This window comes from Komagataeibacter intermedius TF2, from assembly GCF_000964425.1.
GTDB classification, from domain to species: Bacteria; Pseudomonadota; Alphaproteobacteria; order Acetobacterales; family Acetobacteraceae; genus Komagataeibacter; species Komagataeibacter intermedius.
Genome location: NZ_BANF01000061.1, coordinates 52,324 through 79,078 on the forward strand (window position 1 = coordinate 52,324; position 26,755 = coordinate 79,078).

Here is a 26,755-nt window from a genome sequence, read left to right on the forward strand (position 1 = left end):
CAGCGCCCACATCGCGCTGTCAGCTTCGCGCCTTCGCATGGGTATGCGTGGCATGGGCGACATGTCCCATCCCAACCAGATGCACATGGGCGCGCACTGCCGTGGGGTGGATATGCGCGACCGTGCCATGTCCACGCCGGATGCGGGCGTAGCCTGCAGGAATCGTGGGGGCTTCGGCCACCTCGTCAGGCTGCACGGGGTTCAGCCGCGCGCTGGCGAGACGTACGTTGTGCGTGCTGCCATGCCGCGCCACCACGGTCCCGCCCCCCGCACGCGCCAGCAGCAGCGGACGCATGGCGGGACGGGCGACAGGTGCGACACCTTCCGCCTGGAAGCTGCTGTCAAGCAGGGCGGTCATGGTCGCGTTGCGGCGGCTGTTGGACTTCGCCCCCATCACCACGCCGATCAGTCGCACATTGTCACGCACGGCGGATGTCACGAGGTTATGCCCCGCTTCACCGGTATAGCCGGTCTTCAGCCCGTCCGCGCCGGGATAGGCACCCAGCATCGGGTCATGGTTGGGCACTTCATGCCCATGGAAATAGAATCCGGGCACCGCGAAATAATGATAGTACTCGCCGTAATCCACGATCAGGTGCCGCGCCAGCACCGCAAGGTCGCGGGCGGATGTCATCTGTTCCGGATTCGGCAGGCCGGAAGCATTGCGGAAAACGGTGTCATACATGCCAAGACGACCTGCCTCGCGCGTCATCATCGCGGCGAAGCGGGTTTCATCGCCACCGCCCAGGAATTCACCCAGCGCGCAGGCGGCGTCATTGGCGGATTTGGTGACCAGCGCCAGCACGGCCTGTTCCACCGTCAGGGTGCTGCCGGGCCGCAGGCCCAGCTTGGACGGTTCCATGGATGCCGCGTGCACCGATACCGGCATGTCCTGATCCAGCGTGACCTGCCCCGTCCGCACGGCCTTGAAAGTCAGGTACAGCGTCATAAGCTTTGTCAGGCTGGCAGGATAACGCCGCAGGTCGGGATCCTGCTGTGACAGGACAGCGCCGGTGCGGGCGTCAAGCACGATCGTGCTGACCTGACCGACATACTGGGCGCGGGCGGCATGCATGCCACCCAGACCGACACACAGGCCGACGGTCATGGTGACCTTCAGGCGGGAAAGGCGGGACAGGGGCATACGGCTCATGGAATGGTGAAACCTGCGCGTGCAATAACATTCATACGGCTTCCGAGCGCACGGTAATTATCCGGCACCCCTCCATCCATTCATGGGTTGCTTGGCTGCAACCATTCTAAAAGAAAGGTTTTCTATTCGTCCAGAGCGTATTTCCATCCCCGCCCCATGCGGGGGAATGGATGGCACGGGGCGCGGACTGAAAAAAAATCCTTGTCACCCTGCTGCGCCACCCCTTTCAACCGACGGCAAAGTTCCAATATGGTACCTGTCATGTCTGCTATTGCTCGCGCTTCCCTTCCCCGCCCCGTGTCGTCGCCCGAAATGGGCGGCACGTACCCGCACGGACATGGCGGCAACACGCCGCCACGCCGCAACGGCGGGCAGGATTCCCCCCCCGGCAATGATGACGGCATGATCGACGTGGTCATCCGCACCCGCCCACAGACCCGCAAACCGGCGATGTACAAGGTGCTGATGCTGAACGACGATTACACACCCATGGAATTCGTGGTGCATGTGCTGGAGCGTTTTTTCCAGAAAAACCGCGAGGAAGCGACCGACATCATGCTGCATGTTCACAAACGTGGCGTCGGCGTGTGCGGGGTCTTTACGTATGAGGTTGCGGAAACCAAAGTAACACAGGTGATGGACCTGGCGCGCCAGAACCAGCACCCGCTGCAATGCACCATCGAAAAGGACTGATCCCACGGACAAGCGCATCTTGCAGCCCCCACCGCGATCCGATCGCGTTCCATGGCATTTTGTGCTGGCATTTCCGCCACAACGGGGCAAGGATTGTCCAGACTTACCGGTTATGATCTCCGGGGCCCGGGTGGCCCCTCTTGAAAAAGGAGCGTCTCGGCATGTTGTCACGTAATCTTGAACAGACGCTTCACCGTGCGCTGACACTGGCCGGCGACCGCCGGCACGAATACGCAACGCTTGAACACCTCCTGCTTGCCCTGATCGATGACCCGGATGCCGTGACGGTATTCCGCGCCTGCGGGGTGGACCTGACCAAGCTGCGCACCGACCTGACCGACTTCCTTGACAAGGACCTCGCGGGACTCGCCGCCGACCGTACCGTCGACCCCAAGCCCACCGCCGCCTTCCAGCGTGTGATCCAGCGCGCCGCGATCCATGTGCAGTCCACCGGACGGGACGAAGTGACGGGCGCCAACGTGCTGGTCGCCCTGTTTGCCGAACGCGAAAGCCATGCCGTCTATTTCCTGCAGCTGCAGGACATGACGCGGCTGGATGCGGTCAACTTCATCTCCCACGGGATTGCCAAGGCGCCTGACCGCTCCACGCGCAGGCCCGTCGCGGGCAGCGCCCCCGAAGGGAATGAAAACGAGGAACGCGGCAAGACCGGGCAGAAAAGCCAGGATGCGCTGTCCACCTACTGCACCAACCTCAACGAGAAGGCGCAGGAAGGCAAGGTCGACCCGCTGATCGGCCGCGACTCCGAAATCGAGCGCACGATCCAGATCCTGTGCCGCCGCACCAAGAACAACCCGCTGTACGTGGGCGACCCCGGCGTTGGCAAGACCGCCATTGCCGAAGGGCTGGCCAAGCGCATTGTCGAGGGTGACGTGCCTGAAGTGCTGCTCAACGCCACGATCTATTCGCTGGACATGGGCGCGCTGCTGGCGGGCACCCGCTACCGTGGCGATTTCGAGGAACGGCTGAAGGCGGTCGTGACCGAACTCGACAACAATCCCGGCTCCATCCTGTTCATTGACGAAATCCACACCGTCATTGGCGCGGGTGCGACGTCGGGCGGGGCCATGGATGCGTCCAACCTGCTCAAGCCCGCGCTGGCTGCCGGCACGCTGCGGTGCATGGGTTCGACCACCTACAAGGAATACCGCCAGCATTTTGAAAAGGACCGCGCGCTGGTACGCCGGTTCCAGAAGATCGATGTTGCGGAACCGACGGTCGACGATGCGGTGCAGATCCTGCGCGGCCTGAAGGTCAATTACGAAAAGCACCACAAGGTGCGGTACACCGATGATGCGATCCGTGGCGCGGTGGAACTGTCCGCCAAGTACATCCACGACCGCAAGCTGCCTGACAAGGCCATCGACGTCATTGACGAAGTTGGCGCATCACGCATGCTGGTGCCCGAAAACCGCCGTCGCAAGACGGTCACGCTGAAGGACGTGGAAGATATCGTCGCCAAGATCGCGCGTATTCCGCCCAAAAGCGTGTCGTCCGATGACAAGGAAACCCTGCGTTCGCTGGAGCGTGACCTCAAGGGCATGGTCTATGGGCAGGACAAGGCGATCGAAGCCCTTACGGCTGCGATCAAGCTGTCGCGCGCTGGCCTGCGTGACCCGGAAAAGCCCATTGGCAACTACCTGTTCTCCGGCCCCACGGGTGTCGGCAAGACGGAAGTGGCCAAGCAGCTTGCCAGCACGCTGGGGATCGAGCTGATCCGCTTTGACATGTCGGAATACATGGAACGGCATTCGATCTCGCGCCTGATCGGTGCGCCGCCGGGCTATGTCGGTTTCGATCAGGGTGGCCTGCTGACCGACGCCATCGACCAGCACCCGCATGCGGTCCTGCTGCTTGATGAAATCGAGAAGGCGCACCAGGACCTGTATAACGTCCTGCTGCAGGTGATGGACCATGGTCGGCTGACCGACCATAACGGCAAGACGGTCGATTTCCGCAACGTGGTCCTGATCATGACCACCAATGCAGGCGCTGCCGACCTGAGCAAGGAGGCGATCGGCTTCGGCCGCACCAGTCGCGAAGGCGAGGACGAGGATGCGATCAAGCGCCTGTTCACGCCGGAATTCCGCAACCGGCTAGATGCGATCATTCCGTTTGCCAACCTGTCGCCGCATGTGGTGGACCGGGTGGTGGAGAAGTTCATCTTCCAGCTTGAAGCCCAGCTGGCGGACCGCAACGTGATGATCGAAATCTCGTCCGCCGCGCGCGAATGGCTGGCGGAACGGGGATATGACCGCCTGTATGGCGCCCGCCCGCTGGGCCGCGTCATTCAGGAATACATCAAGAAGCCACTGGCAGAAGAACTGCTGTTTGGCAGGCTGACCAAGGGGGGCGTGGCCAAGATCACGCTCAAGGACGGGAAGCTGGACTTTGAATACATCTCGCAGGCGGAAAATTCCTCCGCCGAAGGGGACGAAGGCGACAGCACGCGTGAAGCGGAAGCCGCCGACTGATACCGGGCCCTTGCGGGTATTGACTGAAAATGACAGGGACCAGAAATGGTCCCTGTTTTTTTTGTCTCCCTGCCCTGAAAGGAACCTTATGCTGACGGCCGCCATTTATATTCCCGCTGCATTTGCCGAAATTGGCGGCTGCTTCTGTTTCTGGGCATGGATGCGCCTTGGCCGTTCGGCACTGGTACTGGTGCCGGGCTGCCTGTCGCTGATGGTGTTCGCATGGCTGCTGACATTCAGCCCGGCCGATAATGCGGGTCGGGCCTATGCCATTTATGGGGGGGTCTATATCGTCGCCAGCCTGATCTGGTCATGGCTGGTGGAAGGACTGCCGCCCGACCGCTGGGATATCGGGGGGGCCGCGATCTGCATTGTCGGGGCCGCCATCATCCTGCTGGCTCCGCGCGGCTGAACATCCTGTTGATAAGAAAACTTTTTGGTAAAGCTTTTCTCAAAAAGCCTCAGGAAATGCCGCCTTTAAAGAAAAGGCGGCACCCAAAACGTCCTTAAGATATGAGGCAGCCCTTTACTGGTAACGGGTGCCGTTGACCGTCACATATCCCTCCACGGGCCAGGTCCGCCCGGTGCCATGATGGGTCCAGTCAATGCCCTGGCTGCGGGCATTATCGTAATAATACCGGCCCAGCACATCGGCCTGATCCCCCTTGGCCACCCACGGCCATGCGGGTGCAGACATACGATCCAGATCGGATACGATGCGAATGGACACGCCGTTTCCGACATCAACATAGAAATAACCATGCAGTCCGCTGCGGGTCCGTTTTGAGGCGGATACGGCGATCACACGACCACAGACATGCTCGACCCGGTCAGGCTGGTCCGCCTGCGAGGCTTCCGCCGCTTCGACATCTGCAAGGAATTTGCGATCATCGCAGGACTGCGGCACGGGGCTGGCGATGGCCTGGGTCTGCGCCCTGTCCTTCTCGCTGCCGGACTGCTGGTACTCTTCCCCGGCCTGTTCGCGTTTGTGGTGATGGTGACGGCGTGCTTCCGCCGGCGCCAGCAACGCCCCCTGCACCGCAAGGACCGCCGCCAGCCCCATCACCCCACGTATATGCCAGCGCGTTGCCGCCATGACTGTTCTCCATTCACACAAGATCACAATCTTTTGCGGGGTGTGGGCGCGCCCGTCAATGAACGGCGTGGTGGGCGTCCTTCGGCGCTTCGGCTTCCAGCTGTCGACGGGCCTTTTCCATTTCCGCCGCCATGGCGGGATCGGATGCCGGCATCTTCAGGTGCAGCTTCTCCAGCGCGTCAATGATGGCTTCGATCACCACCAGCCGTTCAAACCATTTCTGGTCGGCCGGCACGACAAACCACGGCGCATCCGGGTGGGCCGTACGCCGGATCGCGTCTTCATACGCGCTCTGGTAATCGTCCCAGTACTGCCGTTCGTGAATGTCGGAAGGCGAGAATTTCCAGTTCTTGGTCGGATGATCGATCCGGCGCAGGAACCGCCTGCGCTGCTCCTCCTTCGACAGGTGCAGGAAGAACTTCAGCACGACCGTGCCCTGACGCGCCATGTACTGCTCGAAATGGCTGATGTCCTGATAACGGTCGTGCCAGAATGTCGATTTCTTACGCAGGGGCCCGGGCAGGCATTCATGGTCCAGCAGTTCAGGATGCACGCGGGTGACCAGCACTTCCTCATAATGGCTGCGGTTGAAAATACCGATGCGCCCGGCGGCGGGCGCTGCCAGATGCTCGCGCCACAGATAGCCGTGCGACAGTTCAACCGGACCGGGCTGCTTGAACGATGTCACGCTGACGCCCTGCGGGTTGATACCGGACATGACATGCTTGATCACGCCATCCTTGCCACCCGCATCCAGCGCCTGCAGCACGACCAGAACGGACCATGTGCCATTGGCGTACAGCACGGATTGCAGTTGTGACAGGCGGCCAATGCGTTCCTTCAGCAGCCGCTTTCCGGTTTTCTTGTCCAGCCCGCAGGCCTCCGCCGCGCGCGTGGGGCAGGCCGCAAGGGAAAAACCATGTCCGTTGCGCACACAGAACTGACGCGCCAGCCTGTTACTCATATCCTTGGTCTTGCGGGTCATGATCAGTCCTTCATGCCCCGCGCTACCGCAAGGCCACCCGCCGCCTGACAGACGGGCATCATCTCGATTTCATTGATATTGACGTGACGCGGCAGCGACAGGACCCAGGCCACCGTTTCGGCAATGTCCGTCGGCAGCAGCGGCTTCGTGCCTTCGTACACCGCCTCGGCTTTCGCATTATCGCGCAGGCGCACCTGACTGAACTCGCTTCCCCCGCACAGGCCAGGTTCAAGGTTCGTCACGCGCACGTTATGCCCCAGCAGGTCGCAGCGCAGGTTGCGCGTGAACTGCCTGACAAACGCCTTGGTCGCACCATACACATTGCCCCCCGTATACGGATAGGTGCCAGCCGTGCTGCCAAGGGTGACGACATGCCCGCGTTCCCGCGCCACCATGCCGGGCAGCATGACGCGGGTCAGTTCGACCATGCCGGTCACGTTGGTGGAAATCATGGTCTGCCAGTTGGTGATATCCGCCTCCTGCGCCTTTTCCATACCCAGCGCCAGACCGGCATTGCTGACCAGAATATCCACGTCGCGCCATTCCTGCGGCAGGCTGCCGGGCAGGGCCGCGATGGCGTCCGCATCGTCCATGTCCAGCCTGAAGGGCAGCAGGTCCGGCCCCAGTTCCGCCGCCAGCGCATCCAGGCGTTCCTGCCTGCGGCCGGTTGCTATGACGCGGTATCCATCATGCACAAGGCGCTGGGCAATCGCCCTGCCGAATCCGGCGGTCGCACCGGTTACCATTGCGATCTGCTTCATGGTCTGTCTCCTTCCTGCATGTCACGGCAGCCTTGCATATCGGGCGGCGTCCGTCATTGAGAACAATCAGCCTGTGGGTAACGTCTGAAATAGTTGCAAAGGAAAGCAAATCCGGTTCTATGGTTGTGTATGGCTTCCTTCACGACAACTCCGGGCTGCAGCCTGACCGGCCACCTGCTGGTGGCCACCCCTGCCCTGACGGATCCCGCCTTTGCGCGCAGTGTCGTCTATCTGTGCGCCCATTCCCCCGAGGATGGGGCCATGGGCCTTGTTGTCAACCGCCGCCTGTCCCAGCCCGTCCTTGATGATGTACTCGAACAGCTTGGCATTGCCCCCGTGCCGCCACGCCGCCGCATCAACCTGTGCGCGGGTGGACCGATGGATAACGGGCGCGGATTCGTGCTGCATACATCAGACTGGAGCGGCGATGGCAGCCTGCCGGTGGACCGCACCACCACCCTGACCGCCAGCCTGGACGTGCTGCGTGATATTGCCGATGGCAATGGCCCGGCTCACGCACTGCTGGCCATGGGCCATGCCAGCTGGGAAGCGGGGCAGCTTGAAGAAGAGATGCTGCGCCATGATGCATGGATCGCAGCACCGGCCACCGAAAACATCGTGTTCGGACCAGACCACAACGCCAAGTGGCGGCAGGCGCTGGCCAGTGTGCATATCGACCCCGCATGGTACAGTTCCGCCCCCGGTCACGCCTGACCGCGGGCCGCGGCCCCTACCAGCGCAGGGACGGCACGCACGCAACCGGCGCAAGACCGGCGGCAGTGGCTTCTTCCACCGCAAGGTCGTAATCCGGATTGCGCCCCAGCTCCCAGTTCCCGCCAAGCATTTCCTGATGGATGCCACCCAGCACCCAGCAGCCGTCGATGCCTGCGGTGGCTGCCCCGCGCATGTCGGTCGCCAGCGCATCACCCAGCGCCAGCACGCGGTTGCGTGGTACATCCAGCAGTGACAGCGCCAGCCCGTACACCTCCGGATAGGGCTTGCCGATCCAGCGCACGTCACGGCCATGTTCCGCATACCAACTGGCCATCGCCCCCGCGCAGATCAGGCGCTGCGTGCCACGGATCACCTGCTGGTCGGGATTGGCGCAGATCATGGGCAGGCCATGGGCGGCACAACACCCAAGCAGCGGCAGGTAGGGGGCGATGTCTTCTTCCCCCAGTTCGGCATCCGGTCCGGTATTCAGCACGAAATCGGCATTGGCCGGGTCCGTGACCACATCAAGGTCCAGCCCGGCATAGACATCCACGTCCTTTTCCGGTCCCAGATGGATCATGCGCCGCCCCAGTGCGGCAAACCACGGATCATCACGGCTGGCCAGCATGCGGTGGGTGCATTCGCCACTGGTCATGATGGCGTCATACAGGTCGGCGCTGATGCCCATGCGGCGCAGGTTTGGCTCCACCGTTGCGGTCCGGCGTGGCGCATTGGACAGCAGCACGACACGACGACCGGCTTCGCGCAGGCGCTGCAGGCATTCCAGAACGCCGGGATAGGGCTGCACGCCATTATGCACCACACCCCACAGGTCGAGGATGTATCCGTCATAATCGCCATTCAGCGTGGACAGCCCGTCATGCCATTTCATTTGAGCGCGCTACCCCTTGCATCCGCCAGTGTCTCGAAGCCCTGCGCACGCAGCGCACGCAGGGTTTCGGCCTTCAGCCGCGCGATGATGCCCGGCCCTTCGTAAACATAGGATGTGTAGATCTGCACGAGGTCGGCACCCGCGCGCACCCGGTCCACGATATCCGCGCCGGTCTCGATCCCGCCACAGGCCACCAGTGCGACGCGGCCAGCGGCCACAGTCGCCACGCGGGTCAGCATATCCTGCGCCAGCGCGCGCAGCGGGCGACCGGACAGGCCGCCGGCTTCGTCCGCATCCGGGCTGCGCAGTCCAGGCGGGCGTGAAAGGGTGGTGTTGGACACGATCAGCCCCTGCACACCCCCGGCAATCGCGGCCTCGACCACTGCCGCCACGTCATCATGCGCGATATCAGGCGATATCTTGACCAGCAGTGGCGGCCGTTCGGGGTGGGCTGCACTGATGGCGTCCAGAATGCCCTTCAGGCGCGTCGCTTCCTGCAGGTCGCGCAGGCCCGGCGTATTGGGCGATGACAGGTTGATGACGATGTAGTCGGCATAATGCTTCACCCGCCCGACCAGCATGGGGTAATCGCGCTCGGGATCCGCACCAGTCTTGTTGATGCCAAGGTTCGCGCCCACCGGCACCTGCGCGCCCGGCGTACGGCGCGGTGACGATACGCGGTGCAGCCGCGCCATGCGCACGGCAAAACGGTCGATGCCCTGATTGTTGAACCCCATGCGGTTGATGATGGCGCGGTCTTCCGTCAGCCGGAACAGGCGTGGCTGCGGGTTGCCGGGCTGCGGGCGGGGGGTCACGGTCCCGGCTTCGACAAAACCGAAGCCCGAACGCGCCAGCGGGCGCACGACCAGCGCATTCTTGTCAAACCCGGCCGCCATGCCGATGGGATTGGGAAACCGCAGGCCCATGGCCCGTACCGACAGCGCCGGGTCATCATTGCCCGGGCAGGATACCCCGCCCAGACCAAGCTGCAGGGCATCCAGGGCGATACGATGGGCGGTCTCGGGCTCCAGACGCCGCATCAGGGGCAGGATCATACGCGACATAATATTCATGACAGGAAGTGTTGCCGCAATTCAGCGCCGGGGGAAAGGGGGCAACTAACCATGCGCGGGCTTTGTCGCGTCCACCGCCGCCGGTGCATCGGTGGGAAAGCGGATCAGGTAATAGGGCGGCACCCGCAGGTCATGGCCGCCATTCAGTCCACCCAGACGATTCCATTGCCCCAGCGTGCAGTACACCATGTCGCCATCAACGAATATCCCGTCGGGGGACAGGATTCGCGGGTCATGCACCATGGTGTCGAACGTCCCGTCCGCATTGCGGCGGAAAATGGCGTCATGTTCGAAATTGGTGGTGTAGATCCGCCCCTTTGCATCATTCGCCAGACCATCAGCCACGCCCTTTTCCCCCAGATCGCGGATCCCGGCGGCAAGCTGCGCATCGGTTCTGGAAAAATCGGCCAGCAGGCCTGTAGGAATGCTGTACAGCCGCCTGCTGGTCAGGGGACTGTAATACAGCGTGCCGCTGTCGGGCGACAGGGTAATGCCGTCCACCCCACCCCAGACAAAGCCGGGTGGATGCTGCGGAGGATCAAACACCAGTGGCCGGCCCTCCACCACCGCCATGAACGGACGCTGCGCCTGAATGGAGGGATGGTCCGCCAGCACCCGGCGCTGCCGGCCTGTTGCAATATCCACCACCACAAGGGCGGGCGACAGGCCGAAGGAGGAATCGGTCACGTACACCGTGCCCTGCGCCCCATGAGTCAGATCCACCCGCAGGTCGTTCATGTGGCTGTCCGGCAGCAGGGCTGGCGCACGCAGGATGATGCTGGCGAAAATCCGGTCCGTTTCGGGGTCGATGCCGATCACTTTCGCCGCCCCCGGCGCCAGTGGCTGTCCCGCCAGCTTGCCATCATCAATGGCCCATAACCGTCCTCGCGCATCCGTCGTCATGCCATGCACCGACATGAGCCGGATGCCCGGCGGCTGGTCGGACGGCATGCTGTGCGCCGCATCGGGATAGGGATACAGCTTCCCGCCCTTCAGTTCCGCAAGGGTCGCCCCGTGATGATTGACCGCATGGCGGGGAAAACCGACAAATATGCGCCCATGGGTCACGGCGATGCCCGACGGACCGGGCCCGTCAAACCGGGCGACGATTTCAAACGGGCCGGACGATGCCACGCCATGGTCGCGGTTGGTGGCATCATGCGCCGGTTCCGCCGCACGGGCGATGCCGCCGATGCCAATGGTCAGTGGCAGGATGGCACGGAACAGGTCACGCCTGTGCATGGACATGGTCATCGTCTCCCCCGGATGCTGGCTGTTCCGCCATTCATGCAAGTCCAGGTGGCAAGGGCAATCAGCCCTGCCCCGGCCCGGACTTCACAATCAGTTCATGGGCAGGGATGCGGGCGGGTGTTCGGGCGACAGCGTGCGCCGTATCCGTCCCACATCCGCAGTCGTTACCCCGGGTGCGTCATTTCCCCATGCCGCGCGGATGAAGGTGACGGTATCCGCCACGGCCGCATCATCCATGCCTGCCGCGAAACCGGGCATGACAAAGGCCGAAGGCGCCTGACGCGTCGCGCGCAGGACATTCCCCTCCAGCACGATACGGATCAGGGAATCCGGCCTGGGGTCCATGACCACCGGGTTGCCCGCCAGTGGCGGGAAGGTGGTGGGATAGCCACGGCCATCAGTGCGGTGACAGGCAGCGCAACGGTCGACATAGGACCGCGCACCACGGGCGGACACGTTGCCTGCGCGCAGGGCGTCGGTTGCCGTGGGATCATAGGTCCAGCCCTGCGCAACCGGGGTTGCCGCGGGGGACAGGGTCTTGAGGTAACGCGCGATCGCCAGCCGGTCCTCATCCGTCATGTGCTGCGTGCCATGGCCGATGGCATCCGTCATGCCGCCAAAGGCCGCACCCAGCGGCATGCGCCCGGTGGCCAGGAAACGCACGATGTCATGTTCATTCCACCGCCCCAGCCCGGTGCGGTTTTCGCCGCGCAGGCTGACCGGACGCCAGCCATCCACCGCATCCCCGCCCGACAGGTACAATGGCCCGTCCGCCGCTGTCAGGGCCTTTTCCTGCATGGTCAGGGCGCGGGGCGTGTGACAGGCACCGCAATGCCCCGGCCCTTCGACCAGATAGCTGCCACGGGCCACCAGCGGGTCGGCAAAGGTGCGGCGGTCCATGTCGCGCCGCACGTCGCCCGGGTCGGGGGCATACAGCGTGCGCCATATGGCAAGCGGCCAGCGCATGGACATCGGCCATGACATGCCATCCTGCACCACCCTGTGCGCAACGGGTTTCACGCCATCCATGAAATAGACATACAACGCATGCACGTCCTCATCCGTCAGGCGCGCATAGGATGGATAGGGCATGGCCGGATACAGCGTCGCCCCGTCACGGCGGATGCCCCGGCGCAGGGCACGACGGAACTCGGCTTCGGAATACTGGCCGATGCCGGTCTGCCGGTCAGGGGTGATGTTGGGGGCATACAGCGTGCCGGTCGGCAGGTTAAAGGCCAGACCACCGGCAAACGGCGCGCCGCCGGATGCCGTATGGCAGGCGGCACAATCGGCAGCAACGGCCATGTAGGCGCCGCGCGCCACCACCGCATCGTGCTGCGCATCATCCTGCGCCCGCACGGGTCCGGCCCCCATTACCGCCACCGCCAGCACGGCCGCCAGCAGGGGGCGCCACGTTCGCTTCACCACCCCCCTCATCCCGCCAGCGGTCCGGGATGGGCAAGGTAGGTCGTGCGGATGTGATGTGCCGCCCAGTACGCCAGTGCGGCGACCATGCCGGTCGGGTTGTATCCCGTTCCCTGCGGGAAGGCGTTGGCCCCGATCACGAATACATTGTGCACGTCCCACGACTGCAGGTACCGGTTGAGCGCACTGGTACCGGGATCACTGCCCATGACCGCGCCACCACCCAGATGGGTGGTCTGGTACTGCCGGGTATCGAACGGCCTGCCGAATTCGCGCTTTGTCAGGTTGACGCGGCGCGCGCCCATGGCCTTCGCCACATCGCCGATTTTGTCCACAACGTAGCGGTTCATGCGGATGTCGTTGTCTTTCCAGTCAAACGTCATGCGCAGCAGCGGCTGTCCGTAGGCATCCTTCCATGTCGGGTCGAGGTCGAGATACACATCGCGGTACGCCATGTTCGACCCATGGGCGTCAATGCGCAGGGAATGGCGGTATGTATCGATCATGCCCGCTTTCCACGCACTGCCCCAGCGCGGCGTGCCCGGCGGTCCGCCGGAATGGGCGGCGGCGATGGCGCGCACCCCGGCCTGGTTCACCCATACCGGCGACCCGCCCACGAACCCCAGTGGGCCGTGATCGAAGTTTTCGCTATTGAAATCATCAAACGCGACGCCACCGCCGCCTGCGCCGATATACTGGTTCGTCTCGATACCCCGGTCGAGCCAGACATTGCTGGTCGTCACGTTCTGATAGACGAAATTGCGGCCCACCACCCCTTCGTTGCGCACGGGGTCATACGGTCTGCCAATGCCCGACAGCAGCATAAGCCTGACATTATGGAACTGGAACGCGGTCAGGATGACCAGTTCCGCCGGCTGGGTCACCACTTTCCCGTCGGGGTCGGTATAGGTCACGCCGGTCGCCCGCCTGCCATCCGCATCCAGTTCAACCTTCAGCACATGGCAGCCTGCGCGCAGGTCGAACAGCGGGTGCTGCCGCAACACCGGCAGGATGTTCACGTTGGGCGATGCCTTGGAATACATGTAACAGGCATATCCGCTGCAATATCCGCAGAAATTGCACGGCCCCATCTGGGCGCCATACGGATTGACATACTGCCGCGACGCATTGGCCGCCGGCAGGGAGTACGGGTGGAATCCCGCCTCTTCCGCCGCCTTGCGGAACAGGTGGGCGGTATAGACATCCTTCAGCGCGGGCAGCGGAAAATGGTCGGAACGCGAGGGAGAGAACACATTCCCCTTCCCCACCACCTTCCCGTTTATCATGTAGGGTTCGCCCGACGTGCCGAATACCTTTTCAGCCCTGTCGAAAAAGGGTTCCAGTTCCTCATACGTGACGCCGTAATCCTGAAGGTTCATGCCTTCGGGAATGAATCTGGCGCCATATTTCTCGATCACGCGCGAACGCATCCGCAGGTCATCGGGGGGGATGCGGAAATGCACGCCCGACCAGTGCAGGCCCGCGCCGCCCACGCCCTCACCGGGCAGGAAGGCCGCCATGCGACGATAGGGCAACGCCGTCTGCTGGCTGTTATTGCGGATGGTGACGGTATTTTTCGACAGGTCCTGAAACAGTTTATAGCGGAAATTGGCCTCCAGTTCGTCAATCGACGCGGGATAGGCCCCCTCCGACGCGGTACTGCGGTCGGGGCCACGCTCCAGCATGACAACCGAGCGACCGGCCTCCGTCATTTCCTTGGCCATGATCGACCCGGCCCAGCCACCGCCCACGATCACCACGTCAACCGGCTTCAGCCTGCGTGCGTCGTCGCTCATGCCGTTTCCCCCGATATGGACACGCTGCCCAGCGGGTAATGCGCGCCGTAACGGTCCACCCAGTCCATGAAATCCGCCCGCGCACCGGGGAAACCCAGCATGGTCCAGCCACCAAGGCCGGTATTGCCGCCATGCACGGGGTCCGAAAATGCCCCTTCCATTACATTGGCCAGCAACTGGTCAAAAAACACACTGGATGGAATATCGCCAAAAACCAGCCTGTTGTTCTCGGCCCCGCGCAGCAGGTCGTCCTGCAACGCGGGCGCAAGGTCGGCAAACGGCCTGCCGTGACGGGTGGCGGCGTGTGCGTTCATGCCCGCGATACCGCGCCGGTACAGATCACGCGGGGCATGGGGCAGCTGATAGCCAAGATTATCCGGCCCCTGCACGAACGGGGCCTGCATGTACCATTGCGCCCCGAAGGCATATGGGGTGTCCATCTGCATGTCGATGAAACGGGGCACGTCCAGCGCACATGCGCCGGGGCCGTTTTCATCGGCCGGGATCAGGCGGTCACACGCGGCAGTCAGGAACGCCCATTCGATGGGCGTGAAAAAACGCGGGACATAGGGCGCAGGCGGATGCGAACGCGCCGGACGGGATGCAAGGGACGTACCACATGCGGCAATTCCCGCCAGTCCCCGCATGAACTGCCGCCGCGACGAAATGAACCGTAAACCACCAATACCCAAAAATGCCTACCCGCTATGCCATGTCATTCCTGATCCGAACGCTCACTATATCCGTGAGGTCTGGATGAATGCCTAGACCATTTTTTCAACATTTTTATTAATGCAAGAAAATATGATCACGAAAAATGACCCATAGATAAACTTTTCCAGATCCGGACCCCTTTCCCGACAGATCGTTTCAACATGTTGCAGATGATGGACAGGTTTCTGGCGCTGTCCGTTCCAGAAAGCTTCAGGAAACGCCACCTCTGTGGAAATTAACTGAAACTTTCCGTCCTGTTTGTCAGAAGGTTATTTTGAAACACGCGCCCATCCCGACCGCACCCTTGACCGGCCACGGGGCGCACCCTATCCCCCCGGCATGCGTATTCGCCTTTTCATGCCCGGAAGTATTGGCACCGCCTGCATTGCATCGGTGACGGACATGGCCGTGGGCTACCCACAGGCCCTGGTACGCCGGATCGGGCATCCGGTCATGTGGGTCGGGGGGCTGATCGGCATGCTGGACAGGCGGCTCAATACTGAAGACGCCACTCCGGCGCGGCGCAGGGCAAATGGCTGTCTGGCGGCCATGCTGATTGTCTCGGTGCCGACGGCAGCAGCCGTGCTGGTGGATCGCGCCATCCGCCGCATCCTGCCGCGGTGGCTGGCGTTGCCGCTGACGGCGGTGCTGGCCAGTTCCCTTGTCGCCCAGCGTTCCCTGCATGACCATGTCAGGGCCGTGGCGGTTGCCGCACAGGACAGCCTGCCCGCTGCCCGGCATGCGGTCTCCCATATCGTCGGTCGTGATCCCGAACAGCTGGATGAGGCCGCGGTGCTGAGGGCCGCGACCGAAACACTGGCCGAAAACTTTTCCGATGGCATTGTCGCCCCCCTGCTGTGGATGGCGGCGGGTGGCCTGCCGGGGGCGGTTTTCTACAAATCGGTCAACACGGCAGACAGCATGATCGGCCATCGCACGCCCCGGCATGAAGCCTTTGGCTATGTCGCGGCAAAACTGGATGATCTGGTCAACCTGCCCGCGTCGCGCCTGTCCGCGCTATGGATCGTCCTTGCCGCCCTGACCATGCGGGGCATGACCGCGCGTGGCGCCCTATGCATCGTGCTGCGCGACGCCTGCCACCACCGATCCCCCAATGCGGGCTGGCCGGAGGCCGCGATGGCGGGCGCGCTGGGCATACGCCTGTCCGGTCCACGGTCCTATGCTGGTGTCAGCGTGGCGGAACCGTGGGTGGGCGATGGCCGGTCCGACCTGCGACCTGATGACCTGTATCGCGCCCTGGCGCTGTACCGTCGCGCCTGCCTGATCCAGACGCTGGCGGGATGCTCGGCCGCGGGCATGCTGGCCCGCCATCTGCGGACCGTTTACAAAACATACTGAAAACAGCAGAACGTTTCCGGTAAGGCTTTTTCAGGGCGATGCAGGAAAATGCCGCCCGCCTGCCGGAAGGCGACATCCGGACACTTCCGCATTCTAACGGGGCAACATCGCATCGATCCCGCGCTGCCTGCTGACGGGACGGGCCAGTTCCAGCAGGCTGTCGATATCCAGATGCGTTTCCAGATGATCGGCCAGCGCATCAAGCGCCGCATCGACCGTCGCGTCATGGTCATGCCCGTGTGAGCGTGTTCCAAGGCGCGCCAGCACTGCCGCCCGCGCCCCGCCATCAGCCAGCAGCCCGTGGACATAGGTGCCCCACACCCGCCCCGACGGGCTGACCGCGCCATCATGACGCCCGCCCAGGTCGATCAGGGGGCGGGCGTCATGATCGGGTCCGGTGGTTCGGCCGATATGCATTTCATATCCGTGCAGGCCCGCACCTTCGGGCAGCAGGTGACCCGTCACCTCATCCAGCCGCTTGCTGCCCTCCAGCACGGTGGCGACATCCAGCAGGCCAAGACCCTCCACCGTGCAGGCCGCCCCCTCGATCCCCATCGGGTCGGCAATGCTGCGTCCCAGCATCTGGTAGCCGCCGCATATGCCCATGACATGACCACCACGACGGACATGGGCATGGATGTCGATATCCCACCCCTCGTCACGCAGCACCGCAAGGTCGGCGATGGTCGCCTTCGCACCGGGCAGGATCACAAGGTCGCATGGCGGCAGGACCTGCCCACGCTGCACCATGGTCAGGCAGACCCCGTCTTCCGACGCCAGCGGGTCCAGATCATCGAAATTGGCGATCATGGGCAGGCAGGGCACCGCAATGCGCAGCCCCTCCACCCCGGACCTGCCGCCGGGGTGCAGGTCGGCGGCATCTTCCGCGGGCAGGTCACGCACGCGGTCGAGAAAGGGCACCAGCCCCACGGACCGCCAGCCGGTCATGCGCGCAATTGCCGCCATACCCGCATCAAACAGTGATGGATCGCCCCGCATACGGTTGACGATAAACCCCTGTATGCGCCGCGCATCCGCATCCGCCACCACCGCCTGCGTGCCCACAAGACTGGCGATCACGCCGCCACGGTCAATGTCACCCACCAGCACGACATTGAGATCCGCCGCCTGCGCAAACCCCATATTGGCAATGTCATCGGCCCGCAGGTTGACCTCGGACGCAGACCCTGCCCCTTCGACCAGCACGATGTCCGCCTGATCGGCAAGGGCATGGAAACTCTCCAGCACCTCCGGCATCAGGCCGCGCTTGAAGGACTGGAAATCCTTTGCCCGCACCTGCCCACGCATCCGCCCGCGCACCACCAGCTGCGATCCGGTCATGCCCTGTGGCTTGAGCAGCACGGGGTTCATGTCCACCGATAACACCGCCCCGCAGGCACGGGCCTGCAGGGCCTGCGCGCGCCCGATTTCGCCCCCGTCCGCCGTCACCGCCGCGTTGTTGGACATGTTCTGCGGCTTGAACGGGCGCACGCACAGGCCACGGCGGGTCAGGGCGCGGGCAATACCCGCCACCAGCACCGACTTGCCCACGCTGGACCCCGTGCCCTGGAACATGAGCGCGCGGGCCGCCATCAGAATTCAATCCCCGCCTGTGCCTTCACGCCCTTTTTGAAATGATGGGCGACCTGCGTCATCTCGGTCACCAGATCGGCGGCCTCGATCATGGCGGGACGGGCGTTGCGTCCCGTTACGACGACATGCTGCATGGCGGGACGGGCCGCGATATCGGCCAGCACGTCATCAACCGGCAGGTAGTCGTAGCGCAGCGCGATATTGAGTTCGTCCAGGATCACCATCGCCACGTCCGCGCGTTTCAGCGCGGCACGCGCCTGGTCCCACGCGGCGCGGCAGTTGGCGATGTCACGGGTGCGGTCCTGCGTGTTCCATGTAAAGCCTTCGCCCAGCGCATGCCATTCCACCTGGTCACCAAAGCGTTCCAGCGCCTTGCGCTCCCCCGTGTTCCACGCCCCCTTGATGAACTGGATCACCACGATGCGCCCGCCATGGGCCAGCGTGCGCAGCGCCATGCCAAAGGCAGCGGTGGATTTGCCCTTGCCCGCGCCGGTATGTACCGCCAGCAGGCCCTTCTCTATGGACTTGCTGCTGACTTCCCTGTCCTGCACCTGCTTGCGCTTCGCCATTTTTTCACGGTGGCGGATTTCTTCGGGGGTAAGGGTCATTTCATCTCCATCGGCAGGCCAGCCACCACAAAAACAACACGCGCGACATTCCGCGCCACGGACTGGTGCAGCCAGCCTGCCTCATCACGGAAGCGACGCGCCAGCGCATTATCGGGCACGATCCCCTGCCCGACCTCGTTCGACACCAGCACGGTCGGGCCCGCGCGACGGCCAAGGGCTGCCAGCAGCGCCTGCGTGGCAGCGCCAATATCGTGTTCGCCCAGCATGAGGTTGGTCAGCCACAGCGTCAGGCAGTCCACCAGGACAGGCGATGTCCCCGCCCCGTCAAGGGCAGCCGGCAGGTCCAGCGGTTCTTCCACCGTATGCCATCCCGTCCCGCGCCGGGCACGGTGATGGGCCACGCGCCGCGCCATTTCCCCGTCATGGGGCTGGCAGGTGGCAAGATAGGTCCATGGCGCGGGCCATTGGGGGAACAGGCTCTCGGCAAAGCTGCTCTTGCCCGACCGCGCGCCCCCCAGCACGAAAATGCAGCCCTGCATGCCGGACATCGTATCGGGTTGGCCCGCCGCCTTCATTTTATCCTCCGCCATCTTGCATCCGGGCGCATAAGACCACACAACGCTGCGCATGCCATCCCGTCTTTCCTTCCCACGCGACATGGCCGCGCTGCGCCAGCTATGCCACGACCTTCCCCCGCCCGACATGACGGCGGATGCCGCCATTGCCAGCCATGACAGCCAGCTGACCAAACCGCCCGGCAGTCTGGGGCAGCTGGAGGAACTGGCCCGCTGGGCCGGACAGTGGCAGCATACCGACCGCCCCCGCGCCGAACGGGTGGATATCATTGTTTTTGCAGGCAATCACGGCGTCACCACGCAGGGTGTGACACCATGGCCCGTCGATGTCACGCGCCAGATGGTCGAGAATTTCCGCAATGGCGGCGCGGCCATCAACCAGATCGCCCGCATCAGCGCCGCACGCCTGCATGTGGTGGACGTGGAGGCCCTGCGCCCCACCGCCGACATGACCCGTGCCCCGGCCATGGACGAGCCGACATTCCTGCGCGCGCTGGCCACCGGCATGCAGGCCGTGAGGACGGATACGGACCTGCTGTGCCTTGGTGAGATGGGGATTGGCAATTCAACCGCCGCCGCCGCTGTCTGCGCCGCCCTGTTCGGGGGGGGCGGCGCGAAATGGGCCGGACGCGGCACCGGACTGGATGACGCGGGGGTGCGGCACAAGGCCGCGGTAATCGACCGCGCACTGGCCCGCCACGGCAGCCACCTGTCCGATCCTCTGGCCATCCTGCGCCATCTTGGCGGGCATGAACTGGCGGCGATCATGGGGGCGGTCATCGCCGCGCGGTACAGGAACATTCCCGTGCTGCTGGACGGGTTCATCTGCACGGCGGCGGCGGCCCCGCTGGCGCTGCTGCACCCCCACGGGCTGGCGCATACCCGCCTGTCCCACTGTTCGGCCGAAGGGGGACACGCCCACCTGGCGGCGGCGCTGGGGCTGTCCCCCCTGCTGGACCTTGGGCTGCGTCTGGGTGAAGGGTCCGGCGCGGGGCTGGCCATTCCGCTTGTCCGCTCCGCCATTGCCTGCCTGTGCGGCATGGCGACCTTCGCGCAGGCCCGGGTCAGCGAAAAGGAATGAGCATCATGGGCCGCCTGCGTGCCGACCTTGTCTGCGGGCTGGGGCTGCTGACCCGCCTGCCGGTGGGGTGGCTGGCGCGTGACGGCCTGCCTTATTCCATGACACGCAGCGTATGGTGCTGGCCCCTGATCGGCGGTGGCCTGGGCGCTGGCGCCGGACTGCTTTATGCCGGGTTGCGGTGGCCTGGCATCGCGGCACTGCCTGCCGCGGGGTGGAGTACCGGCATGCTGCTGCTGGCCTGCGGCGGGCTGCATGAAGACGGGCTGGCTGACATGGCCGACGGCTGCGGAGGTGGACGGGACAAAGCCCGCAAACTGGAGATCATGCGCGACAGCCGTGTGGGCAGTTATGGCGTCATGGCGGTGGTGATTGCGCTGCTGGTGCGGGTGACGGCGCTGGCCGCCATGCCGGGGCATATGGCCATGACCGTCATGCCCGTGGCGGGTGCGCTGGCGCGTGCGGCCATGACGCTGGTACTGTGGCGCCTGCCACCCGCGCGCACCGACGGGCTGGCCAGTTCCATGACGCGCCTGCCGGGTTACGCGCTGGCGGCCTGCATGGCCCTTGCCGCCGGAAGCGCCGTCGTGCTGCTGCCGCTGCCCCGCGCGGCCCTTGCCTGTGGCGTGGCGGTCATGGCGGCAGGCATCATGTGCCGGTTCGCGCGACAGCAGATTGGCGGCCAAACCGGAGACGTTCTTGGTGCAACGGCAGTTGTGACGGAATGTGCTGTTCTGGCTGCCCTGACCTGAATCCGGGCCGTCCCTGTTCAATCACGCGCACCGACCCCATGGGCGGCGACGGCGCCAGCAGGCTGCCGGGCATGCCATGGACCATCCCGTGCATGAGACGAAGCGGGCCGCCATGCGTCACGACGGCGCAGGACTGGCCATACTGCTGCATTTCGGTCCAGAAGTGCCGGACGCGGGCACGCAGGTCGCTACCGCTTTCGCCACCGGGCGGGGCAAAGCCCGCCACGTCAGCCGCCCACGCATCCAGCGCCGCGCGCGAAATGTGACTCCATGGTCGGCCTTCCCATTCCCCAAAACTGATTTCACGCAGACGTGAATCCACCTTCAGGTCCAGGTTCATGAAGCGCGCCACCCGTTCCGCCACCATCTGGCACCGACGGGCGGGAGACGAGAACAGAATCCGGCACCCCACCCCCTGCATGACGGTGCGCAGGCCATCGGCCATGCGTTCCCACCCATCCGCCAGAGCAACGTCCCGTTGGCCGTAACACAGGCCTTCTGCCCCCATAACGGCGGGATGGCGCGCCAGCACAATTGCAAAACGGTCTGTCATCCGGTCCAGCCTTCCAATCTGTCCTACTGAACATCCGCGAAGTTCATGAACATCGCCATAAGTTGGATAAGGGGGCAGCCCCCCGATAAGGACATGCCACTTTTTTGCCCCATGATGTCGGGGCAACATCAATACCGACAAACAGGACTAAATAAAGCCTGTTTACAAAAAGGCATGTATTCTGCATATCGACACTTGCTACATTTACACATTCCAATTTGCTGACACCCCGGATCTGTACATTCCCGTTCCCCAGACCGGAAGGATAACGAGCATCATGCGGATATGGGCAAGCGCCTGCCTGCTTCTGTGCCTGCCAGCAAGCGCGAGCGCCGCAGGTCTGTTCAGTGCTGTCCATCCCACGCTGGCGTGTGGGGATGATGCCATCCTGCGTACCCTGTCCGACCGGACCATTTCCACACAGCAGTCGCCCGCATGGCGCAGGACGCTGATGCGGCAGGGCGACTGCCACAACATCACGCCGGATGTCCGCTGGGAAAGAATAGCCAACCGCAACGGGCTGCCGCTCATGCGGCGCGTGCCCCCGGTTCCCGGCCTGCCGCCGCTATATTTCATGACCGGTGAAATCGCCCCGATCGCACCCGGTCCTGCTGCCGCAGTGGCGTCCGAGGACCGCGCGCCACCCCGCCCCCCGATTGCGCCACCTGCCCCCCCGGCCCCGGCCATCATGGCCGATACCCCCACCGGCCCGCAGCACACCGAGGTGGAAGACAGCCCGCCCGCCACGCCGCCGGTGATCGTACAGCCTGCGGAAACCCCGCGACCGACCGACATCTTTTTCATGACGCGCGGCTTCCAGAAGCTGGGATCGCTTATCCTGACCCTCATGCTGGTCTGCGGGACGGGATGGGTCATGGTGCTGATCCTGCGCGCGGCATGGCGCATGGCGCGACGGCGCAAGGCGATCAACATCTGCGTGGAACTGGCGCAGCGGCATTCCCCCATGCTGGGCCGGTGGTACCAGAACGCGCATGACACGCGCCCCGGTTCCGCGTCCCATACTTCGTGGGGGACGTATCTGGACCGCTTTGCCCATGGCACCATCCTGCCCACACTGACGCGCCGTGGATATAACACCCTGTGGCCCGCCATCCACAAAACCGTGTACGGGCATATCACCGCCATGGCCGCCCGCACGGCAAGCAAGCCGCCAGCCGCCGCCATTTCCCCCTGCACGTATCACCAGGACATGAACCAGGCGGAATATGCCGCCTTCTGTTCACAATGGATTGAAAAGGCCGGGTGGGAAATCCACCCTCCCGTCGCCACGGGCCTTGGCTCCGTCATCCAGTGCAACCGCAACAATCTGAAAATGCTTGTCCATTGCTGGATGGACCGCAAACCCGTTCATGATGACGTGATCTGGCAGGGCATAAAGGAAAAAACCGACTGCAAGGCCAGCGTGGGCGCGATCGTATCCAATGCGCCCTACACGCAGGAGGCCCTGATGCTGGGCAAGAAGCACCGGATCTTCCTGCTGCATCACGAAGACATTTTCAAATTCGTATCCGGCATAGAAGTGCCCGACGTGGCGTAACGCGCGCCGAGCTGTCTAGTCACGCGCCTGATGGACGGCAAGCGCGTTAAAACACAGGGCCGCGCCCTGCGCCTGGGCCGGATTGCCATCAAGGAAACGGGTATCGTCCTCGCGCTTCTGCCCGGTAATGCGCTGGGTGCAGTAATCGAACAGCGCACGACTGTCGCGCACGCGCGTGCAATTCAGCAACCCGACAAAACTGACATACCCCACATGGTCATGCAGGCCCGTTACATACGCCGCGCACTGCTTGAGAACCGGCGGCGCGATCCGGCGGCCCATGATGGTGGCGTACGCGGCCTCTTCACGCGTGGTGCAGGCATTCACACCCGCACTGTCGTGATGCACGGCACAGTACTGCGCCACCGCACCATGCAGGTACCCCCCTTCAGTCGCGCTATGTGCCCATAATGCGTCCGCCGCGCGGCGGTAACTGAATACCCCGGCGGCACGATCGGGCGAGATCGCACGGAACGGCACGGAACGCGACCCGCAATACAGGGTCATGCGATAACCGTCCGCCCCATCCTGCAGATTGGCGAAATCCAGATAGATCGGGTTGAGCGGGGGCGGACACAGCCGCCGCCCCGACGGCAGGACCGGGTTCTGCCCGGGCTCCACCCTGTATATCAGATTGCTGTCGCTGCCCTGTTCCAGCGAGACCTCAAGCAGTTCGCCATTGGTGAAATCGATCCCGCTTTCCGACAGGCGCAGTTCCCCCAGCGTACTCGCGGTCCGGCTGTCCTGCGGGCGCAGCACGAAATACTGCGGCGCGTCCCGGGTCAGGTCACTGCCTTCAAAACGCTCGTTATCAGCATGGGCGGGGACTGTTGCCAAACACGCAACCACACAGGCCCCACTGATGACAGAAAGGCATAACCCGGACCGTGCAGATTCCTTTTTAGGCATATGAGACGTCCCCTTAACTGAACAAGTATTGTGCATTTACTGCTAAAGTTTTGGAAAATATGTTTAATTTTTAATCATAATGCTTTTATTAAGGCATCCATACTTGTCAGTGGTTATTTCGTCTGACAATGTTCGCTCCAGAACAACTAGTTGATGCTGAATGATATTTCTTTCTGTTTCTGCGCCGTTCCCTGCTTTTCCCAGAAGGGAGGCCGTGTTTCCACCAGTTACGGCATGTCCGGATGCAACAGAAATCAGGACTGCATATTTTTTGTACAACTTTTCCACCCCCGCGTGGACAACGCCCTTCTCCCTCCTTCCTCCCGCGCCCACCGTGGCGGAGACCAGAGTATGATCAGACCGGATCCCGCGCTGGAAGACAGCACCCCCATCCTGCCCGAAGATGATGACGGCTATCACAAGGGACTGGGCGCACGCCAGATCCAGATGATTGCCGTGGGCGGCGCGATCGGAACGGGTCTTTTCCTGGGCGCGGGTTCACGCCTTCAGGCGGCGGGCCCATCGCTTGCTCTGGTCTATCTGGTGTGCGGCATCTTTTCGTTCCTGATCATGCGCGCACTGGGCGAACTGGTGATGCACCGCCCCACCTGCGGCAGCTTTGTATCGTACGCGCGGGAATTCCTGGGGGAAAAGGCGGCCTTCATCGCAGGGTGGCTATCCTTCATGAACTGGGCCATGACCGGGATTGTCGATATCACGGCCGTGGCGATGTACATGCATTTCTGGGGCACGTTCGCGGCTGTGCCACAATGGGCCTTCGCCCTTATGGCGCTGTGTATCGTCACCACGCTGAACATGGTGGGCGTCCGGTGGTTCGGGGAGATCGAGTTCTGGTTCTCCCTGATCAAGATTGTGGCGCTGTGCCTGTTCCTGGTCATCGGCAGTGTCATTCTGGGCGTACGCATGCCGGTGGACGGCCACGCGACGGGGCTGCACCTGATCGCCGATAATGGCGGCATCTTCCCCCACGGGCTGATCGCCAGCCTGTTGCTGGTGCAGGGGGTGGTGTTCGCCTATTCCGGCATTGAACTGATCGGGACGGCGGCGGGCGAATGCGCGGATGTGCGCACGGTGCTGCCGCGCAGCATCAACAGCGTCATCTGGCGCATCGGGCTGTTCTATGTCCTGTCGGTCATACTGCTGGTCAATCTGCTGCCCTGGACCGCCTATCATGGCGGGACCAGCCCGTTCGTGACGTTTTTCGAGGCACTGGGTGTCCCCGGCGTCGATACGATCATGAACATCGTGGTGCTGACCGCGGCACTGTCCAGCCTGAATTCCGGCCTGTATTCCACCGGCCGCGTGCTGCGCGCCATGGCGCTGGGCGGCGCGGCGCCGCAGTCCCTTGCCCGCCTGAATGCAAGCTCGGTGCCCGCCAATGGCATCCTGCTGACGGTCGCGGTCTATCTGGTGGGGGTCGTGCTGAACTATATCGTCCCGTCCCAGGTCTTTGAAATCGTGCTGAACATGGCGGCAATCGGCATTATCAGCACATGGGCCTTCATCGTGCTGAGCCAGATGAAACTGCGCCAGGCCGTGCGCAGCGGGCGGATTGCTTCCGCCGGTTTTGAAATGCCGGGCGCGCCCTTCACGTCATGGCTGACGCTTGGCTATCTCGGCAGCGTGCTGGTGCTCATGCTGTTTGACTATCCCAACGGCACCTGCACGCTGGCCACCATGCCGGTGGTCGCCATCATCCTGATGCTGGGCTGGAAATACATGAACACCACCCGCAGCGCGCCGGATGCCACAGGGGAACACCCGCAGTTTCCCACACCCTGAACGAAAAACTGGCGGGGGAACTGCCATTCCCCCGCCAGATCAACCGGCCTGTCGGCTAAGGAGTGCTGTATTGATGTCCTGATACCCCCATACCTGCTGCTGCAGTGCATGTAGCAGACATCCCATACCTGCCCCCGATACCACAAGACCCGACACGCACTGCCATGCGTGCATGGGACGCCCCCGATCAGGAAATAGCCACAGCCATGGTTTCCTTCACCTATGCCCGCGCGACCACACGCGCGGGCACTGCACCCCGCCGCAATGCAACTGCACTACCACATGATGCCGGTCGTCCCTGCCAGCGAGCATCATACATTCCGAAACCGGAATCAATATTATTCGTTGCGATGTCGCTTTCATTGTTCCTGTCCGGCCTGTCCTGCGCCCATGCGGCCGGCACGGGCAATGGCACGGCGGCCGGGTCGCAGGGGCTGCATGAAGATTACAGCCAGTGGTACACCGGATCTCTGGTTTCACCATCCGGTGCGCTGACGAAAAAGGGCGTGTTCGCATGGGAACCCTATTTCGCCTACAGCCAGCCCGTCGGCTACCTGGACAGCACCGGACAGGGCATGTCGCTGAAGGACAAGGCGCACAGCGTATCGAATTTCACGCTGTACAAGTATTCCATCACCAATTCGATCAGCCTGCAGATGACACCGGACATAAGCTATGGCTGGCGCAGGGGCGGACATGGCGGCACGACCAGCGGGCTGAAAATGGGCGACCTGCCGGTGGATGTGATGTGGCGCTATCTTGATGCCGACCCGAAGCGGTACATCCCGGCCCTCAGCCTGTTCGTGGGCGTCGCCTTCCCGTCGGGCGATTACACGAAGCTTGGACGTGATGAGGACGGGGTGGGCACCGGCACCTATACCTTCCGCCTCGCGCTTACGGAACAGTCCACCTACACCCGTAAGCTCCCGGCGACTGACGCCTTGCTGAATACTTCTGGTCT

General features: G+C 63.4%; 24 protein-coding genes and 1 pseudogene. 10 read left to right on the top strand and 15 right to left on the bottom strand.

Annotation, left to right across the window (positions count from 1 at the left end; genetic code table 11):
- Window positions 1-19 precede the first annotated feature (19 nt).
- Window positions 20-1,153, bottom strand: a complete 1,134-nt coding sequence (locus B7449_RS10225) for a D-alanyl-D-alanine carboxypeptidase family protein (RefSeq protein WP_039734891.1) — start codon at window positions 1,151-1,153, stop codon at window positions 20-22.
- 312 nt (window positions 1,154-1,465) lie between these two features.
- Here B7449_RS10225 and clpS point away from each other — a divergent pair, with 312 nt between their 5' ends.
- The 3 genes from clpS (at window position 1,466) to B7449_RS10240 (ending at window position 4,750) form a co-directional block, all read left to right on the top strand.
- A complete protein-coding gene (gene clpS, locus B7449_RS10230) occupies window positions 1,466-1,846 on the top strand; it encodes an ATP-dependent Clp protease adapter ClpS (protein WP_026019524.1) in 381 nt (126 codons plus the stop codon).
- Window positions 1,847-2,007: 161 nt separating this feature from the next.
- Complete coding sequence (clpA, locus tag B7449_RS10235; RefSeq protein ID WP_039734893.1) at window positions 2,008-4,338, top strand: ATP-dependent Clp protease ATP-binding subunit ClpA; 2,331 nt, start codon at window positions 2,008-2,010, stop codon at window positions 4,336-4,338.
- Between the two features lie 88 nt (window positions 4,339-4,426).
- The gene (locus tag B7449_RS10240) at window positions 4,427-4,750 is read left to right on the top strand and encodes a YnfA family protein (RefSeq protein ID WP_039734896.1); all 324 of its coding nucleotides are present in this window, start codon (window positions 4,427-4,429) and stop codon (window positions 4,748-4,750) included.
- A 114-nt stretch (window positions 4,751-4,864) separates the two neighbouring features.
- Here B7449_RS10240 and B7449_RS10245 read toward each other — a convergent pair whose 3' ends face one another.
- Genes B7449_RS10245 through B7449_RS10255 form a run of 3 tightly spaced genes read right to left on the bottom strand, consistent with a single transcriptional unit; the run spans window position 4,865 to window position 7,180 of the window.
- The gene (locus B7449_RS10245; RefSeq protein ID WP_039734898.1) at window positions 4,865-5,434 is read right to left on the bottom strand and encodes a DUF3465 domain-containing protein; all 570 of its coding nucleotides are present in this window, start codon (window positions 5,432-5,434) and stop codon (window positions 4,865-4,867) included.
- A 55-nt stretch (window positions 5,435-5,489) separates the two neighbouring features.
- Entirely contained in the window at window positions 5,490-6,419 is a 930-nt protein-coding gene (locus B7449_RS10250; RefSeq protein WP_039734899.1) for a polyphosphate kinase 2 family protein, read from the bottom strand.
- A gap of 2 nt (window positions 6,420-6,421) precedes the next feature.
- Window positions 6,422-7,180 (bottom strand): SDR family NAD(P)-dependent oxidoreductase, encoded by a 759-nt coding sequence (locus B7449_RS10255; RefSeq protein WP_039734901.1) that lies wholly within the window; start codon window positions 7,178-7,180, stop codon window positions 6,422-6,424.
- 129 nt (window positions 7,181-7,309) lie between these two features.
- Between B7449_RS10255 and B7449_RS10260 the strand changes: the two genes are divergently transcribed.
- On the top strand, window positions 7,310-7,894 hold the full coding sequence (locus B7449_RS10260) for a YqgE/AlgH family protein (protein WP_039735281.1): 585 nt from the start codon (window positions 7,310-7,312) through the stop codon (window positions 7,892-7,894).
- A gap of 16 nt (window positions 7,895-7,910) precedes the next feature.
- Here the strand turns inward: B7449_RS10260 and B7449_RS10265 are convergent, their stop codons facing one another.
- The 6 genes from B7449_RS10265 to B7449_RS10290 all read right to left on the bottom strand — a co-directional run bounded on the left by B7449_RS10265 (window position 7,911) and on the right by B7449_RS10290 (window position 15,023).
- A complete protein-coding gene (locus B7449_RS10265; protein WP_039735280.1) occupies window positions 7,911-8,786 on the bottom strand; it encodes a TIGR01459 family HAD-type hydrolase in 876 nt (291 codons plus the stop codon).
- Window positions 8,783-9,859 (bottom strand): quinone-dependent dihydroorotate dehydrogenase, encoded by a 1,077-nt coding sequence (locus B7449_RS10270; protein WP_039735279.1) that lies wholly within the window; start codon window positions 9,857-9,859, stop codon window positions 8,783-8,785. The genes B7449_RS10265 and B7449_RS10270 overlap by 4 nt, the downstream gene beginning before the upstream one ends.
- A 45-nt stretch (window positions 9,860-9,904) precedes the next feature.
- Window positions 9,905-11,113 (bottom strand): L-dopachrome tautomerase-related protein, encoded by a 1,209-nt coding sequence (locus B7449_RS10275; protein WP_039735278.1) that lies wholly within the window; start codon window positions 11,111-11,113, stop codon window positions 9,905-9,907.
- An 87-nt stretch (window positions 11,114-11,200) separates the two neighbouring features.
- Entirely contained in the window at window positions 11,201-12,484 is a 1,284-nt protein-coding gene (locus tag B7449_RS10280; protein WP_048883599.1) for a c-type cytochrome, read from the bottom strand.
- A gap of 59 nt (window positions 12,485-12,543) precedes the next feature.
- The gene (locus tag B7449_RS10285) at window positions 12,544-14,331 is read right to left on the bottom strand and encodes a GMC family oxidoreductase (RefSeq protein ID WP_039735276.1); all 1,788 of its coding nucleotides are present in this window, start codon (window positions 14,329-14,331) and stop codon (window positions 12,544-12,546) included.
- Window positions 14,328-15,023 (bottom strand): gluconate 2-dehydrogenase subunit 3 family protein, encoded by a 696-nt coding sequence (locus B7449_RS10290; RefSeq protein ID WP_039735275.1) that lies wholly within the window; start codon window positions 15,021-15,023, stop codon window positions 14,328-14,330. Before B7449_RS10290 ends, B7449_RS10285 begins: the two co-directional genes overlap by 4 nt.
- Window positions 15,024-15,384: 361 nt before the next feature.
- On the opposite strand from B7449_RS10290, the gene cbiB reads away from it, so the two are divergent.
- On the top strand, window positions 15,385-16,404 hold the full coding sequence (gene cbiB, locus B7449_RS10295) for an adenosylcobinamide-phosphate synthase CbiB (RefSeq protein ID WP_039735289.1): 1,020 nt from the start codon (window positions 15,385-15,387) through the stop codon (window positions 16,402-16,404).
- A gap of 93 nt (window positions 16,405-16,497) precedes the next feature.
- Here the strand turns inward: cbiB and B7449_RS10300 are convergent, their stop codons facing one another.
- From B7449_RS10300 to cobU, 3 genes are read right to left on the bottom strand one after another with little or no spacing between them, the layout of a single operon-like run.
- Window positions 16,498-17,997 carry a cobyric acid synthase gene (locus B7449_RS10300; RefSeq protein WP_039735274.1) on the bottom strand — a complete coding sequence of 500 codons (1,500 nt, stop codon included), beginning with the start codon at window positions 17,995-17,997 and terminating at the stop codon, window positions 16,498-16,500.
- The gene (gene cobO / locus B7449_RS10305) at window positions 17,997-18,605 is read right to left on the bottom strand and encodes a cob(I)yrinic acid a,c-diamide adenosyltransferase (protein WP_039735273.1); all 609 of its coding nucleotides are present in this window, start codon (window positions 18,603-18,605) and stop codon (window positions 17,997-17,999) included. The genes B7449_RS10300 and cobO overlap by 1 nt, the downstream gene beginning before the upstream one ends.
- A complete protein-coding gene (gene cobU / locus B7449_RS10310) occupies window positions 18,602-19,195 on the bottom strand; it encodes a bifunctional adenosylcobinamide kinase/adenosylcobinamide-phosphate guanylyltransferase (RefSeq protein WP_039735272.1) in 594 nt (197 codons plus the stop codon). Before cobU ends, cobO begins: the two co-directional genes overlap by 4 nt.
- Here cobU and cobT point away from each other — a divergent pair.
- Together cobT and cobS are read left to right on the top strand one after the other, a co-directional pair.
- Complete coding sequence (gene cobT, locus B7449_RS10315) at window positions 19,194-20,222, top strand: nicotinate-nucleotide--dimethylbenzimidazole phosphoribosyltransferase (RefSeq protein WP_039735271.1); 1,029 nt, start codon at window positions 19,194-19,196, stop codon at window positions 20,220-20,222. The genes cobU and cobT overlap by 2 nt on opposite strands.
- Window positions 20,219-20,971: an adenosylcobinamide-GDP ribazoletransferase gene (gene cobS / locus B7449_RS10320; protein ID WP_039735270.1), complete on the top strand. Its 753-nt coding sequence runs from the start codon at window positions 20,219-20,221 to the stop codon at window positions 20,969-20,971. Before cobT ends, cobS begins: the two co-directional genes overlap by 4 nt.
- Here cobS and B7449_RS10325 read toward each other — a convergent pair.
- Window positions 20,868-21,524, bottom strand: a complete 657-nt coding sequence (locus tag B7449_RS10325; protein ID WP_071406649.1) for a histidine phosphatase family protein — start codon at window positions 21,522-21,524, stop codon at window positions 20,868-20,870. The genes cobS and B7449_RS10325 overlap by 104 nt on opposite strands.
- Window positions 21,525-21,801: 277 nt before the next feature.
- Here B7449_RS10325 and B7449_RS10330 point away from each other — a divergent pair, with 277 nt between their 5' ends.
- A complete protein-coding gene (locus tag B7449_RS10330) occupies window positions 21,802-23,082 on the top strand; it encodes a hypothetical protein (RefSeq protein WP_039735268.1) in 1,281 nt (426 codons plus the stop codon).
- A 15-nt stretch (window positions 23,083-23,097) separates the two neighbouring features.
- Here the strand turns inward: B7449_RS10330 and B7449_RS10335 are convergent, their stop codons facing one another.
- Window positions 23,098-23,991 (bottom strand): hypothetical protein, encoded by an 894-nt coding sequence (locus B7449_RS10335; RefSeq protein ID WP_039735267.1) that lies wholly within the window; start codon window positions 23,989-23,991, stop codon window positions 23,098-23,100.
- Between the two features lie 351 nt (window positions 23,992-24,342).
- Here B7449_RS10335 and B7449_RS10340 point away from each other — a divergent pair, with 351 nt between their 5' ends.
- Both B7449_RS10340 and B7449_RS10345 read left to right on the top strand, forming a co-directional pair.
- Window positions 24,343-25,794, top strand: coding sequence for an amino acid permease (locus B7449_RS10340; RefSeq protein ID WP_039735266.1), 1,452 nt, complete (start codon window positions 24,343-24,345; stop codon window positions 25,792-25,794).
- A 350-nt stretch (window positions 25,795-26,144) separates the two neighbouring features.
- A pseudogene (locus tag B7449_RS10345) lies at window positions 26,145-26,755 on the top strand (hypothetical protein); the annotation flags it as partial.